General features: G+C 68.8%; 15 protein-coding genes. 6 read left to right on the forward strand and 9 right to left on the reverse strand.

Annotation, left to right across the window (positions count from 1 at the left end; translation table 11 throughout):
- Positions 1-124 precede the first annotated feature (124 nt).
- A complete protein-coding gene (locus ACIO3S_RS13740) occupies positions 125-1,063 on the reverse strand; it encodes a heme o synthase (RefSeq protein WP_160022609.1) in 939 nt (312 codons plus the stop codon).
- 170 nt (positions 1,064-1,233) lie between these two features.
- Here ACIO3S_RS13740 and tkt point away from each other — a divergent pair, with 170 nt between their 5' ends.
- The 6 genes from tkt (at position 1,234) to ACIO3S_RS13770 (ending at position 9,315) form a co-directional block, all read left to right on the forward strand.
- Positions 1,234-3,345 carry a transketolase gene (gene tkt / locus ACIO3S_RS13745; RefSeq protein ID WP_400464272.1) on the forward strand — a complete coding sequence of 704 codons (2,112 nt, stop codon included), beginning with the start codon at positions 1,234-1,236 and terminating at the stop codon, positions 3,343-3,345.
- Between the two features lie 3 nt (positions 3,346-3,348).
- Positions 3,349-4,455: a transaldolase gene (gene tal / locus ACIO3S_RS13750; RefSeq protein WP_400464275.1), complete on the forward strand. Its 1,107-nt coding sequence runs from the start codon at positions 3,349-3,351 to the stop codon at positions 4,453-4,455.
- Positions 4,452-6,107, forward strand: coding sequence for a glucose-6-phosphate isomerase (gene pgi / locus ACIO3S_RS13755; protein ID WP_400464278.1), 1,656 nt, complete (start codon positions 4,452-4,454; stop codon positions 6,105-6,107). The genes tal and pgi overlap by 4 nt, the downstream gene beginning before the upstream one ends.
- Positions 6,104-6,844 (forward strand): 6-phosphogluconolactonase, encoded by a 741-nt coding sequence (gene pgl, locus ACIO3S_RS13760; RefSeq protein ID WP_160022601.1) that lies wholly within the window; start codon positions 6,104-6,106, stop codon positions 6,842-6,844. Before pgi ends, pgl begins: the two co-directional genes overlap by 4 nt.
- A gap of 148 nt (positions 6,845-6,992) precedes the next feature.
- Entirely contained in the window at positions 6,993-8,177 is a 1,185-nt protein-coding gene (locus tag ACIO3S_RS13765; RefSeq protein ID WP_400464282.1) for an endonuclease, read from the forward strand.
- A 169-nt stretch (positions 8,178-8,346) separates the two neighbouring features.
- Entirely contained in the window at positions 8,347-9,315 is a 969-nt protein-coding gene (locus ACIO3S_RS13770; RefSeq protein WP_400464285.1) for a type IV toxin-antitoxin system AbiEi family antitoxin domain-containing protein, read from the forward strand.
- Positions 9,316-9,409: 94 nt separating this feature from the next.
- On the opposite strand, the gene ACIO3S_RS13775 is transcribed toward ACIO3S_RS13770, so the two are convergent.
- From ACIO3S_RS13775 to rapZ, 8 genes are all read right to left on the reverse strand, one after another.
- The gene (locus ACIO3S_RS13775; RefSeq protein ID WP_160022595.1) at positions 9,410-9,769 is read right to left on the reverse strand and encodes an RNA polymerase-binding protein RbpA; all 360 of its coding nucleotides are present in this window, start codon (positions 9,767-9,769) and stop codon (positions 9,410-9,412) included.
- Between the two features lie 132 nt (positions 9,770-9,901).
- The gene (gene secG / locus ACIO3S_RS13780; protein WP_008357155.1) at positions 9,902-10,132 is read right to left on the reverse strand and encodes a preprotein translocase subunit SecG; all 231 of its coding nucleotides are present in this window, start codon (positions 10,130-10,132) and stop codon (positions 9,902-9,904) included.
- 43 nt (positions 10,133-10,175) lie between these two features.
- A complete protein-coding gene (gene tpiA, locus ACIO3S_RS13785) occupies positions 10,176-10,985 on the reverse strand; it encodes a triose-phosphate isomerase (RefSeq protein ID WP_400464290.1) in 810 nt (269 codons plus the stop codon).
- The gene (locus tag ACIO3S_RS13790) at positions 10,985-12,208 is read right to left on the reverse strand and encodes a phosphoglycerate kinase (protein ID WP_350714764.1); all 1,224 of its coding nucleotides are present in this window, start codon (positions 12,206-12,208) and stop codon (positions 10,985-10,987) included. The genes tpiA and ACIO3S_RS13790 overlap by 1 nt, the downstream gene beginning before the upstream one ends.
- 38 nt (positions 12,209-12,246) lie before the next feature.
- Positions 12,247-13,245, reverse strand: a complete 999-nt coding sequence (gene gap / locus ACIO3S_RS13795) for a type I glyceraldehyde-3-phosphate dehydrogenase (protein WP_400464294.1) — start codon at positions 13,243-13,245, stop codon at positions 12,247-12,249.
- A 186-nt stretch (positions 13,246-13,431) separates the two neighbouring features.
- The gene (whiA, locus tag ACIO3S_RS13800; protein WP_045547796.1) at positions 13,432-14,418 is read right to left on the reverse strand and encodes a DNA-binding protein WhiA; all 987 of its coding nucleotides are present in this window, start codon (positions 14,416-14,418) and stop codon (positions 13,432-13,434) included.
- 60 nt (positions 14,419-14,478) lie between these two features.
- The gene (yvcK, locus tag ACIO3S_RS13805; RefSeq protein ID WP_400464298.1) at positions 14,479-15,459 is read right to left on the reverse strand and encodes a uridine diphosphate-N-acetylglucosamine-binding protein YvcK; all 981 of its coding nucleotides are present in this window, start codon (positions 15,457-15,459) and stop codon (positions 14,479-14,481) included.
- Between the two features lie 2 nt (positions 15,460-15,461).
- The gene (gene rapZ, locus ACIO3S_RS13810; RefSeq protein WP_091041005.1) at positions 15,462-16,328 is read right to left on the reverse strand and encodes an RNase adapter RapZ; all 867 of its coding nucleotides are present in this window, start codon (positions 16,326-16,328) and stop codon (positions 15,462-15,464) included.
- Position 16,329: the final 1 nt, after the last annotated feature.

The following is a 16,329-nucleotide window of genomic DNA, read 5'->3' on the forward strand; positions in this document are numbered from 1 at the left end:
GTCGAGCTCGTAGAACGCCTCCGCGCTCCGCCAACGGGACGTCCTCGGGCTGCATCGACCGGATCTCCACGCCGGAACCCTATCGAGCCACGCAGCGGGTCGTTCAGCCCTGCGGGCGGAGGTCTCAGCGCAGGAGCGGGTCGACCGCGAGGGCGACGAAGAGCAGGCTCAGGTAGAGGTTGCTCGAGTGGAAGAGCTGCATCGGGCGGATCTTGGTGAGGTCCTCGGTGCCCTTGGCTCGCGCGTGCAGCTGGTGGGCCTGGACGAGGAAGACGGCGCCGAGGCCGATCGCTGCGACCGGGTAGAGCCAGCCGGTGGAGGCGAGGGGCCACAGCAGCAGCGAGGTGGCGACCATGACCCAGGAGTACGCCACGATCTGAGCGCCCACGTAGCGGGCGGACTTGACCACCGGCAGCATCGGCACGTCGACCTGGGCGTAGTCCTCGCGGTAGCGCAGCGCCAGGGCCCAGGTGTGCGGCGGGGTCCAGAAGAAGACGACCATGAACAGGATCAGCGGCTCCCAGTTCACCGAGTTGGTGACCGCGGTCCAGCCGATCAGGGTCGGGAAGCAGCCCGCGATGCCGCCCCAGACGATGTTCTGCGTGGTGCGCCGCTTGAGCAGCATCGTGTAGACGAAGACGTAGAACGCGTTGGCGGCCACCGACAGCCCGGCGGAGAGCCAGTTGACGAAGAGGCCGAGCACGACCACCGACAGCACCGCGAGGACCGACCCGAAGATCAGCGCCGCCCGCGGGGTGACCACGTGCCGCGGCAGAGCCCGGCGTCGCGTACGCCTCATCTGCTCGTCGATGTCGCGGTCGTAGACGCAGTTGAAGACCGAGGCCGAGCCGGCCGAGAAGATCCCGCCGACGACCGTGGCCGCGACCAGGCCGACGCCCGGCACACCCTGGGCGGCGAAGAACATCACCGGCACGGTCGTGAGCAGCAGCAGCTCGATCACGCGGGGCTTCGTCAGGGAGACGTACGCCGAGATGACATCGCGCATTGACGCGCGGTCGCTACGCTGGTCGAGGTCGGGGACCGGCTGTTCGACGTGCGTCACTGAGAAGATCCTTCTCGATCGGGTTGAGGCTTCACATGCGGCTCATACAGGCAGTTCACAGCATGCGGCTCGCAGTCTAACCCGGGGCGTGAGTAGGCTCGGATTCGGCAGCCCCCCACGGCCAGCCCAAGAACTTCCCAAGTGGACTCTCCGATTTGAAAAGGCACCTCGTGAGCACCAAACCTGTACTCGAGTGGACCGATCTGGACAGCAAGGCCGTGGACACCGTCCGCGTTCTCGCCATGGACTCCGTGCAGAAGGTCGGCAACGGCCACCCTGGCACCGCGATGAGCCTGGCCCCTGCTGCCTATCTGCTCTTCCAGAAGGTGATGAAGCACAACCCGGCCGACACCGACTGGCTCGGTCGCGACCGGTTCGTGCTCTCCGTCGGCCACTCGAGCGTCACCCTCTACATCCAGCTCTACCTCGGCGGCTTCGGTCTCGAGCTCGGCGACCTGGAGAGCCTGCGCACCTGGGGCTCGCTGACCCCGGGCCACCCGGAGCGCGGCCACACCCGCGGCGTGGAGGTGACCACCGGCCCGCTCGGCCAGGGCGTCGCCAACGCCGTCGGCATCGCGATGGCCCAGCGCCGGCTGCGCGGCCTGCTCGACCCGGACACCCCGGTCGACCAGCCGAGCCCGTTCGACCACAAGACGTACGTCCTGGCCGGCGACGGCGACCTGCAGGAGGGCGTCAGCAGCGAGGCGAGCTCGATCGCCGGCACCCAGAAGCTCGGCAACCTCACGATGATCTACGACGCCAACCGGATCTCGATCGAGGGTGACACCAACGTCGCGTTCACCGAGGACGTCGCGGCTCGCTACCGGGCCTACGGCTGGCACGTCCAGGAGGTCGACTGGACCCACGACGGCACCGGCTACGCCGAGGACGTCCCGGCGCTGTTCGACGCGATCAACGCCGCCGGCGAGGTCACCGACCAGCCGTCGCTGATCGTGCTGCGGACCATCATCGCCTGGCCCGCCCCGAACGCGCAGAACACCGAGGCGGCCCACGGTTCGGCGCTCGGCGCCGAGGAGGTCGCCGCGACCAAGGAGATCCTGGGCTTCGACCCGGCGAAGTCCTTCGACGTCGACCCCGAGGTGCTCGCCCACACCCGCAAGCTCATCGAGCGCGGCGAGAAGGCCGAGCAGGCCTGGCGCGCCGAGGAGGCCGCCTGGGCCGAGGCCAACCCGGAGGGCGCCAAGCTGCTCGAGCGGATGCAGGCAGGGGAGCTTCCCGCCGACGTCGCCGACGCGCTGCCGTTCTTCGAGGCCGACGCCAAGGGCATCGCCACCCGTGCCGCCTCCGGCAAGGTGATCAACGCGCTGGCGCCGGTGCTGCCCGAGCTGTGGGGCGGCTCGGCCGACCTCGCCGGCTCCAACAACACCACCATCGCCGGTGCGCCCAGCTTCGTCCCCGAGGACCGTTCCACTCACGAGTGGAAGGGCGACCCCTACGCCGGCCGCGTGCTCCACTTCGGCATCCGCGAGCACGCCATGGGCGCGATCCTCAACGGCATCGTGGCCCACTCGCCCACCAAGGCCTTCGGCGGCACGTTCTTCCAGTTCTCCGACTACATGCGCGGTGCCGTACGAGTCGGGGCGCTGTCCAAGCTGCCGGTGATCCACGTCTGGACCCACGACTCCGTCGGTCTGGGCGAGGACGGCCCGACCCACCAGCCGGTCGAGCACCTCGCCGCGGTCCGGGCGATCCCGGGTCTCGACGTGGTCCGTCCCGCCGACGCCAACGAGACCGCCGCCGCCTGGCTCGAGGTGCTCAAGCACCACGACCGCCCCTCGGCGCTCATCCTGACCCGTCAGGCGCTGCCGACCTTCCCCCGCGGAAAGGACGGCTACGCGACCACCGAGGGTGTAGCCAAGGGTGGCTACGTACTCCTCGACTCCCCCACCGGCACCGTCGACGTCGTCCTGCTCGGCACCGGCTCCGAGGTGCAGTACGCCGTCGCCGCCCGCGAGGAGCTGGCGAAGGAGGGCATCGGCGCCCGCGTCGTCTCGCTGCCCTGCCTGGAGTGGTTCGAGGCCCAGGAGCAGGACTACCGCGACTCGGTGATCCCGCCCAACGTCAAGGCGCGCGTCAGCGTCGAGGCCGGTGTGAAGCAGGGCTGGCGGGAGTACGTCGGCGACGCCGGCCGGATCGTCTCGCTCGAGCACTTCGGCGCCTCGGCGTCCGGTGCGCTGCTGTTCAAGGAGTACGGCTTCACCCCCGAGGCGGTCGTCACGGCCGCCAAGGAGAGCCTCGCCGCCATCAACAAGGGAGCATGAAACATGTCTGACCGTCTCAAGGCGCTGGCCGAGGCCGGCGTATCCATCTGGCTCGACGACCTCTCCCGCGAGCGGATCGAGACCGGCAACCTCGCCGATCTCGTCAAGGAGAAGTCCGTCGTCGGGGTGACCACCAACCCGACCATCTTCGCCGCTGCGATCGCCAACGGTGAGCGCTACGACGAGCAGCTGCGCTCGCTGGTGGCCGACGGCAAGAACGTCGACGAGGTCATCTTCGGCCTCACCACCGAGGACGTACGCAACGCCTGCGACATCCTCGCGCCGGTGGCCGAGTCCACCAAGGACGACGGCCGGGTCTCGATCGAGGTCGAGCCCACCCTGGCCAACGACACCGAGGCGACCATCGCCTCCGCGAAGGCGCTGTGGGCCGCGGTCGACCGCCCCAACGCGCTGATCAAGATCCCGGCGACCCTGGAGGGGCTCCCGGCGATCACCGCCGCGATCGCCGAGGGCATCTCGGTCAACGTGACCCTGATCTTCTCGGTCGAGCGCTACCGGGCCGTGATGGACGCCTACCTGACCGGTCTGGAGCAGGCCAAGGCGGCCGGCAAGGACCTGTCCACGATCCGCAGCGTGGCGTCGTTCTTCGTCTCCCGCGTCGACACCGAGATCGACAAGCGGCTCGAGGCGATCGGCACCCCCGAGGCCAGCGCTCTGCTCGGCAAGGCCGCGGTGGCCAACGCGATCGCCGCCTACGCCGCCTTCGAGGAGGTCCACGCCGGCGAGCGCTGGACCGCGCTGGCCGCTGAGGGCGCCAACGCCCAGCGCCCCCTGTGGGCCTCGACCGGGGTCAAGAACCCGGCCTACCCCGACACCCTCTACGTCACCGACCTGGTCGTCGCCGACACGGTCAACACCATGCCGGAGAAGACCATGGAGGCCTTCGCCGACCACGGCGAGGTCAAGGGCGACGTCGTCACCGGCAAGGGTGCCGAGGCGGCCACCGTCTTCGAGTCGCTCCGCTCGGTCGGAGTCGACCTCGATGACGTCTTCCTGGTGCTGGAGACCGAGGGCGTGGACAAGTTCAAGGTCTCCTGGACCGAGCTCGTCGACACCGTCGTCGCCCAGATCGAGGCGGCCAAGCAGTGAGCGAAGGCCCGGTCGACGCGACGACGACGGACGCTTGGAAGGCACTCACCGAGCGGCGGGCCGGCTTCGAGCCGGACCTGCGCTCGTGGTTCGCCGATGATCCCGGCCGGGCCTCACGCTTCACCTTCGAGGCCGCCGATCTCCACGTCGACCTCTCCAAGGATCTCATCACCGACGACCTCCTGGCCGATCTGCTGGCGCTCGCCGAGCAGGTCGGCCTGGAGGCGCGGCGCGACGCGATGCTCGCCGGCGAGCACATCAACGTCACCGAGGACCGCGCAGTGCTCCACACCGCCCTGCGCCTTCCCGCCGACGCCTCGCTCGAGGTCGACGGCACCGACGTGGTGCCCGCCGTCTACGAGACCCTGGCGAAGATGTACGCCTTCGCCGACCGGGTCCGCTCCGGTGAGTGGAAGGGCGTCACCGGTGAGCGGATCCGCACCGTGGTCAACATCGGCATCGGCGGCTCCGACCTAGGCCCGGTGATGGCGTACGAAGCGCTCGAGCCGTTCCGTCACCCCGAGATCGAGTGCCGGTTCATCTCCAACATCGATCCCACCGACGCCGGCCAGAAGCTGAAGGGGCTCGACCCCGCGACCACGCTGTTCGTCGTCTCCTCCAAGACCTTCTCGACGCTGGAGACGCTGACCAACGCCCGCCTCGCGCGCACCTGGCTGCTCGACGCGCTCGGTGACGATGTGGACGCCGCCGAGGCCGTCGCGAAGCACTTCGTGGCCGTCTCCACGGCCCTGGACAAGGTCGCGGCCTTCGGGATCGACCCGGAGAACGCCTTCGGCTTCTGGGACTGGGTCGGCGGCCGCTACTCGGTCGACTCCGCGATCGGCACGTCCCTGGCGATCGCCATCGGGCCGGAGGGGTTCGCCGAGTTCCTCGGCGGGTTCCACGCGATCGACGAGCACTTCGCGAAGACCCCGCTCGCGCAGAACGTGCCGGCGCTGATGGGTCTCCTGAACGTCTGGTACGTCAACTTCCTCGACGCTCAGACCCACGCCGTGCTGCCATACTCCCAGCTGCTGCACCGGTTCCCTGCGTACCTTCAGCAGCTGACGATGGAGTCCAACGGCAAGTCGGTGCGCTGGGACGGCACCGCCGTCACCACCGACACCGGCGAGGTGTTCTGGGGAGAGCCCGGCACCAACGGACAGCACGCGTTCTACCAGCTGATCCACCAGGGCACCCGGGTGATCCCGGCCGACTTCATCGCGTTCGCCAACCCGGCCTATCCGCTCGCGGACGGGGACATCGACGTGCACGAGCTGTTCCTGGCCAACTTCTTCGCCCAGACCCAGGCGCTCGCCTTCGGCAAGACCGCCGAGCAGGTGCGCGCCGAGGGCACCGCGGAGAACATCGTCAACGCGCGGGTCTTCTCCGGCAACCGGCCGACCACCTCGATCATGGCGCCCGCGCTGACCCCCGGCGTACTGGGCCAGCTGATCGCCCTCTACGAGCACATCACCTTCACCCAGGGCGTGGTGTGGGGCATCGACTCCTTCGACCAGTGGGGCGTCGAGCTCGGCAAGCAGCTCGCCGTCCAGATCAGCCCGGCGGTCTCCGGTGACGCGGACACCGCCAAGCAGCAGGACACCTCCACCCAATCCCTCATCGCCTACTACAGAGAGAAGCGCACGTGACCAGCGACGGTCATCCCGAGTCACTCATCGAGGTCCACGACAGCGCTGAGGCCCTGGCCTCGGCGGTCGCCGGAGAGTTCCTCAGCCGCCTCGCCGACCTGCAGGCGGCCGGCGACGTCCCCACCATCGGCCTCACCGGTGGCACGATCGCCGAGGCGATCCACCGCGAGATCGCCCGCCTCGCACCCGAGTCGGGTGTCGACTGGGGCGCGGTCGAGTTCTTCTTCGGCGACGAGCGCTATGTCGCTGCCGACTCCCCCGACCGCAACGCCGGTCAGGCCCGCGCCGCCTTCCTGACCGAGGTCGGCGTCCCGGACCACCGCATCCACGAGATGCCCGCCACCGACTCCGGCCTCAGCGTCGACGAGGCCGCGGCACGGTTCTCCGAGGACGTACGCAGCCACGGCTCCGGCGGCTTCGACATCCTGATGCTCGGCGTCGGCCCCGACGGCCACATCGCCTCCCTCTTCCCCGGCTTCCCGCAGCTCGAGGCGAAGGACGCGATCGCGGTCGGAGTCACCGGCTCCCCCAAGCCGCCGCCCGAGCGGATCACCTTCACCTTCGAGGCGCTGCGCCGGTCCACGACCGTCTGGTTCCTGGTCAGCGGCGAGGGCAAGGCCGAAGCCGTGGCCAAGGCACACGCCGGCGCTCCGATCACCGAGATCCCCGCCACCGGCGTCACCGGCACCACCGAGACGACCTGGTTCCTGGACCGAGCGGCCGCGTCCAAGCTCTGACCCCCTCCCGACTCGGCGCGACTGTCCCACCCAGGAGCGCCGAGTCGGCGCAAATGTCTCGGGAACTCCGTTACCCAGGTTGCTAACTGCAGGTAAATCTTTCCCGCAGCGGGTTCCGCGGGCACCTGCCGACTGCCACCATCCGAGCATGTCCCTCAGCGCCTCTCGGCGGCTCGGCCTGACCCTGGCCAGCCTCGTTGCCCTCGCCCTGGCGAGCTTCATGGCGGTCGTGATCACGACCGCCCCGGCCCAGGCGGCCACGATCAACGTCACCACGGCGATCGCCACCCAGAACGGCTCGACGGCCACCGTACGCGGCTACGTCGTCGGCCAGCCCACAGCGACCAGCACGGTCGTGACCAGCAACTACCCCAGCGACTACGCTCTCGCGATCGCTGACTCGGCGTCGGAGACCAGCACGTCCAAGATGCTCTACGTGCAGATCCCCGACGCGTTCCGCAGCGCATGGGGCCTCCGGTCCAACCCGGGCCTCAAGGGGCGTCAGATCGACGTGACCGGCACCCTGACGGCGTACTTCTCCCATCCCGGCCACAAGAACGCGACCGCCTTCGCGTTCGCGGGCTCCACGCCGACTCCGACCCCGACCCCGACGGCCACCCCGACCGCGGACCCGAACATCCCGGCGGGCTACTACGACTCGGCCGCCGGCCTGTCCGGATCGTCGCTGAAGTCGGCGCTGCACAACATCATCGACGGCCACACCACGCTGTCCTACAGCGCGGTCTGGGAAGCACTGAAGGTCCTCGACCAGGACCCGAACAACTCCGCGAACGTCATCGAGTTCTACTCCGGGGTCTCCACACCGAAGACCAACAACGGCGGAGACGCCAACAACTGGAACCGCGAGCACACCTGGCCGCAGAGCCACGGGGACTTCGGCACCAGCAACGGCCCCGGCACCGACGTACACCACCTGCGTCCGGAGGACGTCACCGTCAACTCCACCCGCGGCAGCAAGGACTTCGACCTGGGCGGGTCGGCGGTCTCGGAGTGCGGCGACTGCTGGACCGACTCCGACTCCTTCGAGCCACGCGACAGCGTCAAGGGCGACCTCGCCCGCGGCATCCTCTACATGGCCGTGCGCTACAACGGCGACGACGGCTTCGCCGACCTGGAGGTCAACAACTCCACCAACGGCTCGACCAACTACCTCGGCAAGGTCTGCGTACTGCTCAACTGGCACACCGCCGACCCCGTCACCGCGGCCGAACGCACCCGCAACAACACCATCTACTCGACCTACCAGCGCAACCGAAACCCCTTCATCGACCACCCGGAGTACGCCGAGTCCATCTTCGGCGCCACCTGCTGACCCTCCTAGCCGAGTCGGCGCATCTGTCCCACGCAGAGGCGCCGACTCGGCGCGTCAGCCCCGCTCGAGCGCCCCGAGCCGGCGCGTCAGCCCCATACTGTCCACAGACTTTTCCACAGGCAGCCGACGACCGCTGGCGGGATCCGGGGACGGCTCCCAGACTCTGGGCATGGACATCGACGAGATGCTGTTCAACGGAAGCCTCGGAAGCAGCTTCCCGCTCCCGACGACCGAGCCATTCACCTTCAGGATGGCCCGCGAAGCCGGGATCTCGCGGAGGCGGCTCGGCACGCTTCTCGAGACGGGCCTTGTGCGTCGCCCCATCAAGGGTGTGTATCTGGCCACAGAGGCGGGCGACTCCCTCGCCGTCCGCGCTGCATGCTTGAGACTGGTCGCACCCGCCGACTGCATCGTCGTCGACCGACATGCCGGCTGGCTCCTCGGAGCCGAGATGATCCTCGCCCCCGGCGAACACATCAGCCTTCGACCACTCTCGTTCTTCCGCCCGTCCGGCCGCGGCCGCCTTCGCAACCACATCGCCAGCAGCGGGGAACGCGACGTGGCGGACAGCGAGACCGAGGAGATCGGCGGCCTGAGGGTCACCACCGCGCTGCGTACGGCCTGGGATCTCGGTCGCGTCCGCTGGCCTGACGAGGCGATCGCCGGAGTCTCGATGATGCACCGGCTCGGCGCGTACGAGCCTGAGGAGTTCATCGAAGGGATCGAGCAGTTCCGCGGTCAGCGATGGGTCACCACGCTTCGCGGAATCGGCCCGCTGGCGGACGGGCGGTTCGAGTCACCACCCGAAGCGGTGCTGGGTCTGCACTGCCATCATGCGCGGTTTCCCATGACGCCGCAGGTCGAGGTCTCCACGGTGACCGGACAATTCGTCGCCCGTCTCGATCTGGCCAACGAGGACCTTCTCGCCGCCGTCGAGTACGACGGCGCGGAATGGCACTCCTCCCCCGACCAGCAGGTACGTGACCGGGAACGGCGTCTGGAGGTGTGCCGAGAAGGCTGGCTGGTCGAGGCGTTCACGAAGAGCGATATCTTCACGCGGACCGGCACCGCAGACGTAAGCATCCGGCAACTGCACCATCGGGCACTCCGGCGGCGCGGTGGACGGCTGGCGAGCTGAACGGGACAGTTGCGCCGACTCGCGCTCCACGGGCGGGACAGATGCGCCGAGTCGGCGCCTCTGCTTGGAGCAGATGCGCCGACTCGGCGGGGGTTCAGAAGATGATCTCGCCGGATTTGCGGCGGGAGCGGAGGAGAGCGATTGCCTCCTCCAAGATGTCCTCGGCCTCGGCGTCGGAGCGGCGCTCCTTCACGTAGGCGAGGTGGGTCTTGTAAGGCTCGATCTTCGGCGCCGGGGGCGCGTTCTCCTCGTCCAGACCGGCTGGGAGCCCACACTTGGGGCAGTCCCAGGAGTCCGGTGGCGTCGCCTCGACGGCGAAGGTGATGACCGAGCGATGTGCGTTGGTGCAGAAGTAGGTGACGGCCTTCCGCGGCGCAGCCTCGCCGCGCTCCGCCTCACCCATCGGCCCAGCACCGACTCGGGAGCCCCGAATCGCGTTCCCTCCACCTGCCATGGTGCTGCGGTGTCCTCTCTCAACTTAAAGTTCGCAGCCCCGAGAGGCCACTTTGGGGGAATCGGACGGCAAAATCTCCGTCCAGCGTCGATGAGTTTAGACGCTATCGCGCGTGCGCTGAAGGGGAATGTTTCAGTAGGCCATCAGCAGGCCGAGCGCGATCACACAGGCGAACCAGATGACACCGATGCCGATGGTGAGCCGGTCGAGGTTGCGCTCGACGACTGAGGATCCACCCAGCGAGCTCGAGACACCGCCACCGAACATGTCGGAGAGTCCGCCACCGCGGCCCTTGTGAAGCAGCACGAGCAGGATCATCAGCGCACTCGCGATGACCAGGATGATGGTGAAGAGAAGTTCCACGTCTGAAATCCTATCTGGAGAGCCCGAAACCTACAGCACTGGCCTAGAGGACCGGCAGGTCGTAGTAGCGCGAGATGGCCGCGAAGTCCTCGACCGAGAGGCTCGCCCCGCCGACCAGCGCCCCGTCGACGTCGGCCTCCTGCATCAGCGCGGCCACGTTGTTGGGCTTCACCGAGCCGCCGTAGAGGATGCGTACGCCATCGGCGATCTCCGCGCCGTAGCTCTTCTCGAGCTGGTCCCGGATGCCCGCACAGACCTCCTGAGCGTCCTGCGCGGTGGCGGTCTCCCCCGTGCCGATCGCCCAGACCGGCTCGTAGGCGATCACGACCTGGCCGACCTCGGCGTCGGTGAGCCCGGCCAGCGATCCCTCGACCTGGGCGGTGCAGTGGTCGAGGTGGTTGCCGGCCTGGCGGACCTCGAGGCCCTCGCCGACGCAGACGATCGGGATCATGTTGTGCTTGAGCGCGATCTTGGCCTTGAGCGCGACGATCTCGTCGGTCTCGCCGTAGTGCTCACGACGCTCGGAGTGACCCACGATCACGTAGGAGCAGCCGAGCTTGGCCAGCATCGCGGCCGAGACCTCGCCGGTGTAGGCGCCGGACTCCTGGGTGGAGACGTTCTGGGCACCGTAGGTGATGCGCATCTTGTCGCCGTCGACCAGCGTCTGCACCGAACGGATATCGGTGAACGGCGGGAAGACCGCCACCTCCACGGCGGCGAAGTCGTGGCGCTTGTCAGAGAGCGTCCAGGCGAGCTTCTGGACCAGGACCACCGCTTCTTGGTGGTTGAGGTTCATCTTCCAGTTGCCGGCGATGAGCGGGGTGCGCCCCGTGGTCGGCTTCTTGGCCGCCATCAGCCCAGTCCTCCGACCACGGTCGCCTCGTCCAGCACGGCGACGCCCGGAAGGGTCTTGCCCTCCAGGTATTCGAGCGAGGCACCGCCGCCGGTCGAGATGTGACCGAACTGGTCATCGGCGAAGCCGAGCTGGCGGATCGCCGCGGCGGAGTCGCCACCACCGACGACCGAGAGGCCGTCGATCGTGGTGAGCGCCTGGGCGACCGCGCGGGTGCCCTCGGCGAAGGCAGCCTGCTCGAAGACGCCCATCGGGCCGTTCCAGAAGACCGTCTTGGCGCCCTCGAGCGCGGCGGCGTAGGCCTGGGCCGACTCCGGGCCGATGTCGAGCCCGAGCGAGTCGGCCGGGATCGCATTGGCCGCGACCACACGGGCGGAGGCCTCGTCACCGAAGGAGTCGGCGACCACGACGTCGGTCGGCAGCAGGATCTCGACGCCGATCTCCTCGGCGCGCTCGAGGTAGCCGAGCACGGTGAGGATCTGGTCCTCCTCGAGCAGCGACTGGCCGACCTCGTAGCCCTGGGCCTTGAGGAAGGTGAAGACCATGCCGCCCCCGATGAGCAGCTTGTCCGCCTTGCCGAGCAGGTTGTCGATCACGCCGAGCTTGTCGGAGACCTTCGAGCCGCCGAGGACGACCACGTAGGGGCGCTCGGGGGTCTCGGTGAGCCGCTTGAGGACCTCGATCTCGGTGGCCACCAGGCCGCCCTGCGCGCTCGGGAGCAGCTTGGCCACGTCGTAGACGGAGGCCTGCTTGCGGTGGACCACGCCGAAGCCGTCGGAGACGAAGGCGTCGGCCAGGGCGGCGAGCTCGGCCGCGAAGGTGGCCCGCTCGATGTCGTCCTTGCTCGTCTCACCGGCGTTGAAGCGTACGTTCTCCAGCAGCGCGACCTGGCCGTCAGCGAGTCCGCCGACGACCGAGCTGGCGGAGTCGCCGACGGTGTCGGTCGCGAAGGCGACCTCGGCACCGAGCAGCTCACCGAGGCGGGTCGCCACGGGCGCCAGCGAGTAGGCCGGGTCCGGCTCTCCCTTCGGCCGACCGAGGTGGGCGACCACCACGACCTTGGCGCCGGCATCGGCCAGCGCCTTGATCGTGGGCACCGAAGCACGGATGCGACCGTCGTCGGTGATCGTCGTGCCTTCCAACGGGACGTTGAGGTCGGAGCGCACGAGAACTCGCTTGCCCGCGACACCCTGCTCGATGAGCTGCGTGAGATTCAGAGACATAACGGGCTAGACCCTAACCTGTGAGGCAGGTCGTTGGGTCACAGGCTCGCGCCAACGTACGCCACCAGGTCACCGAGCCGGTTGGAGTAGCCCCACTCGTTGTCGTACCACGCTGCCACCTTGACCTGGTTGCCGATCACCTTGGTCAGCGGGGCGTCGAAGATCGAGGACGCCGGGTTGGTGACGATGTCGGAGGAGACGATCGGGTCGGTCGAGTAGACGAGGTACTTCCCGTCCGCGGCCTTCTCCATGATCGAGTTGATCTCCTCGACCGAGGTCTCGCGCGAGGCCTCGAAGGAGAGGTCGACGATCGAGCCGGTCGGCACCGGCACGCGCAGGGCGTAGCCGTCGAGCTTGCCCTTCAGCTCCGGCAGCACCAGACCGATCGCCTTGGCGGCGCCGGTCGAGGTGGGCACGACGTTGAGAGCGGCCGCGCGGGCGCGGCGCATGTCCTTGTGGATGTTGTCCTGAAGGTTCTGGTCGGCGGTGTAGGCGTGGATGGTCGTCATCAGGCCCTGGTTGATGCCGACGCCGTCGTTGAGCGCCTTCGCCAGCGGCGCCAGGCAGTTGGTCGTGCAGGAGGCGTTGGAGATCACCGTGTGGGCCTCGGGGTCGTAGACCGACTCGTTGACGCCCATCACGATGGTGGCGTCCTCGTTCTTCGCCGGCGCGGAGATGATCACCTTCTTCGCCCCGCCGGAGTCGATGTGGGCGCGGGCCTTGGTCGCGTCGGTGAAGAACCCGGTCGACTCGATCACGACGTCGACGTCGAGGTCCTTCCAGGGGATGTTGGCCGGGTCGCGCTCGGCGTACGCCTTGATCTCCTTGCCGTCGACGACGATCGCGTCCTCGGTGGCGGACACGTCGGCGCCGAGCGGGCCGAGGATCGAGTCGAACTTCAGCAGCGTCGCGAGGGTCGCGTTGTCGCTGAGGTCGTTCACCCCGACGATCTCGATGTCGAGGTCGGAGGCGCGCACCGCGCGGAAGAAGTTGCGGCCGATCCGGCCGAATCCGTTGATGCCTACTCGAACTGTCACGTGGACTCCTGGTTCGCGTCGAAAAGATTGTGCGCGGGATCACCCGCTGACGCCGACACTACCCAGCGCCTCTGAACAGCGGGAGACTGGGTTGGATCGTTCCAAAAGACGGACGAGTAGCAAACGGCCCGAGCCCCTCGATCAGTCGAGGGGCTCGGGCCGGTTCTCAGGTTGTGGATGCTGCTCTCAGGCGTCCTCGGCGAGCATCTCGGCGGTCAGCGACGCCTCCGTGTCGGGGATGCCGAGCTCCTCGGCCCGCTTGTCGGCCATGGCCAGCAGGCGGCGGATGCGGCCGGCGATCGCGTCCTTGGTCAACACCGGGTCGTGGAGCTGGCCGAGCTCCTCGAGCGAGGCCTGCTTGTGCTCGAGACGGAGTTTGCCGGCCTGGCGCAGGTGGTCGGGGATGTCCTCGCCGAGGATCTCCAGGGCGCGCTCGACTCGGGCGCCGGCGGCGACCGCGGCACGGGCCGAGCGGCGCAGGTTGGCGTCGTCGAAGTTGGCGAGCCGGTTGGCGGTGGCGCGGACCTCGCGGCGCATCCGGCGCTCCTCCCAGGCCATCAGCGACTCGTGGGCACCCAGGCGGGTGAGCAGCTGGCCGATCGCGTCACCGTCGCGGATGACGACACGGTCCACGCCGCGTACCTCCCTCGGCTTCGCCGAGATGCCGATACGGCGGGCGACGCCGACGAGGGCGAGAGCCGACTCCGAGCCCGGGCAGGTCACCTCCATCGAGGAGGAGCGGCCCGGCTCGGTGAGCGAGCCGTGAGCCAGGAAGGCACCGCGCCAGGCGGCCACCGCGTCGCAGGCTCCGCCCGAGACGACGGCAGGCGGAAGACCCCGCACCGGCCGGCCACGCTGGTCGAGAAGGCCGGTCTGACGCGCCAGCGCCTCACCGTCCTTGACCACGCGCACGATGTAGCGGCTGCCCTTACGGAGTCCGCTCGCCTGGATGAGAGCCACCTCTGCCTCGTGACCGAAGACGTCGGCGATGTCTCGCTTCAATCTCCTGGCGGCCAGACCGGTGTCGAGCTCAGCCTCGACCACGATCCTGCCTGCCACGATGTGGATCCCCCCAGCGAACCTCAACGTCGAGGCAACCTCTGCCTTCCGGCAGCATGTCTTGGTGATCTGAGTGGAGGCCAGCTCGGCCTTCACCTGTCCCGTCATCGCCATGCCGGAGAGTCTTTCATTGATGTCAACGACCCTCGAATCGGTTCCACGTCAGAGGCCGCGCTAACCCGCCCCGATCACCCTCGCGTACGCAGCGGCAAGCCGCTCCGGGTCGTGGCGAGGAGTCCCGTCGCCGACGGCCACATCGGCGACCTCGACCTGCGCACCGCATTTCTCGGCCACTCGCGACAGCTCTTCGAGGCCGTCGAGGGAGGAGTCGACAAGGACGGTGTGGATGCGGAGGTCGGGGGCGTGCTCGAGGAGGACCGAGAGGTGCTCGGCAGGGCCGAAGCCGGTCGTCTCCCCCGGCTGCTCGCCGAGGTTGAGCACGACGACGATCTTCGCGGAGGTCGCGACCAGGGCCTCACGCAGCGCGCGGACCATGAGGTGTGGCAGCACCGAGGTGAACCATGATCCTGGACCCAGGAACACCCACTCCGCCTCGCGGATCGCCTTGACCGCGTCGGGCGCGGCAGGAGGGTTGTCCGGGATCAGCCGGATCGACTCGATGATCCCGTCGGTGCTGGCGACCTCGACCTGGCCCTGCACCGAGGTGAGGGCCTCGGGAGACTCGAGCACCAGGCCGCGTACCTCGGCGACGATGTCCATCGGCACCAGCGCCATCGGCAGGACCCGGCCCTTGGCGCCCAGCAGGCGGCCGACCCAGTCGAGGGCCTCGACGTGGTCGCCGAGCTGCTCCCACAGGCCCACGATCAGCAGGTTGCCAAGATTGTGGCCGCGCATCTCGCCCTCGCCGGCGAAGCGGTGCTGCAGCACCTGCGCCCAGGTGTCGTCCCAGCGGTCCGCGCCGCACAGCGCGGCGAGCGCCATCCGCAGGTCGCCCGGCGGGAGCACGCCGAACTCCCGTCGGAGCCGGCCGCTGGAGCCGCCGTTGTCTGCGACCGTCACGATCGCCGTGAGCTGGTCGACGGTCAGGTCGTCGACCAGCAGCCGCAGCGCGCTCAACGACGCATGCAGTCCGTGCCCTCCCCCCAGGGCGACGACGGCCTGGGCATCTGCCCCGGGTCGGTCGGCCCCGGCCACTCTCACTCCCGCCCGAGGTCTCGGTGGATCGCCTTAGCATCCAGGCCGGCATCTCGCAGCCGCCTGGAGATCTCCTCCGCCATCGCCACGCTGCGGTGCTTGCCGCCCGTGCACCCGATCGCCACGCGCATGAACCTCTTTCCTTCGTGGAGATAGCCCTTGGTCACTCCGATGAGCACCGGAACATACCCGCTCAGGAACTCCTCCGCACCAGGGCGTGAGTAGACGTAGGCGGCGACGTCGGGGTTGTCGCGTCCGTTGCCGTCCTTCAGCTCCGGCACCCAGTGCGGGTTGGGCAGGAAACGCATGTCGGCCATGAAGTCGGCGTCAACCGGGATCCCGTACTTGAACCCGAAGCTCACCACCGACACCTTCAGGGTGGTGCGCTCCGGAGTGCCGAACGCCTCCGCGATCCTCGCGGTGAGCTGGTGCACGTTGAGCTGGGTGGTGTCGATGACGAGGTCGGCGGCACCACGCAGGTTGGCCAGCACGACCCGCTCCCGCTCGAGCGCGTCCAGCAGCCGCTCGTTGCCCCGCTGCATCGGGTGCGGCCGCCGCGCGGCCTCCTGACGGCGTACCAGGGTGTCGTCGGCGGCGTCGAGGAAGACCAGCGTCGTACGCCGCCCGGTGGCTCCCTTCGCAACGATCTCCTCGAGCTCGGCGAAGAAGGACCCCGAACGTACGTCGGTCACGACCGCCACCGGCTGCTCCGGGCCGCGGGCCGCGTCGACCCGCTCGACCACCTGCGGGAGCAGGCTCGGCGGCAGGTTGTCGACGACGTAGTAGCCGAGGTCCTCCAACTCCTTGGCGGCGGTGCTCCGCCCGGCACCGGTCATGCCGGTGATGACGACGACCTCCCCCTTGTGCATG

The sequence above is a fragment of the Nocardioides sp. NPDC087217 genome (assembly GCF_044744805.1).
In the GTDB taxonomy this organism is placed as follows: Bacteria; Actinomycetota; Actinomycetes; order Propionibacteriales; family Nocardioidaceae; genus Nocardioides.

Excerpts from the sequence above, each read along its gene's own strand:
- tal (WP_400464275.1), top strand. The coding sequence starts at position 3,349 with ATGTCTGACCGTCTCAAGGCGCTGGCCGAGGCCGGCGTATCCATCTGG.
- ACIO3S_RS13765 (WP_400464282.1), top strand. The coding sequence starts at position 6,993 with ATGTCCCTCAGCGCCTCTCGGCGGCTCGGCCTGACCCTGGCCAGCCTC.
- ACIO3S_RS13770 (WP_400464285.1), top strand. The coding sequence starts at position 8,347 with ATGGACATCGACGAGATGCTGTTCAACGGAAGCCTCGGAAGCAGCTTC.
- ACIO3S_RS13775 (WP_160022595.1), bottom strand. The coding sequence starts at position 9,769 with ATGGCAGGTGGAGGGAACGCGATTCGGGGCTCCCGAGTCGGTGCTGGG.
- tpiA (WP_400464290.1), bottom strand. The coding sequence starts at position 10,985 with ATGGCGGCCAAGAAGCCGACCACGGGGCGCACCCCGCTCATCGCCGGC.
- ACIO3S_RS13790 (WP_350714764.1), bottom strand. The coding sequence starts at position 12,208 with ATGTCTCTGAATCTCACGCAGCTCATCGAGCAGGGTGTCGCGGGCAAG.
- whiA (WP_045547796.1), bottom strand. The coding sequence starts at position 14,418 with ATGGCGATGACGGGACAGGTGAAGGCCGAGCTGGCCTCCACTCAGATC.
- rapZ (WP_091041005.1), bottom strand. The coding sequence starts at position 16,328 with ATGCACAAGGGGGAGGTCGTCGTCATCACCGGCATGACCGGTGCCGGG.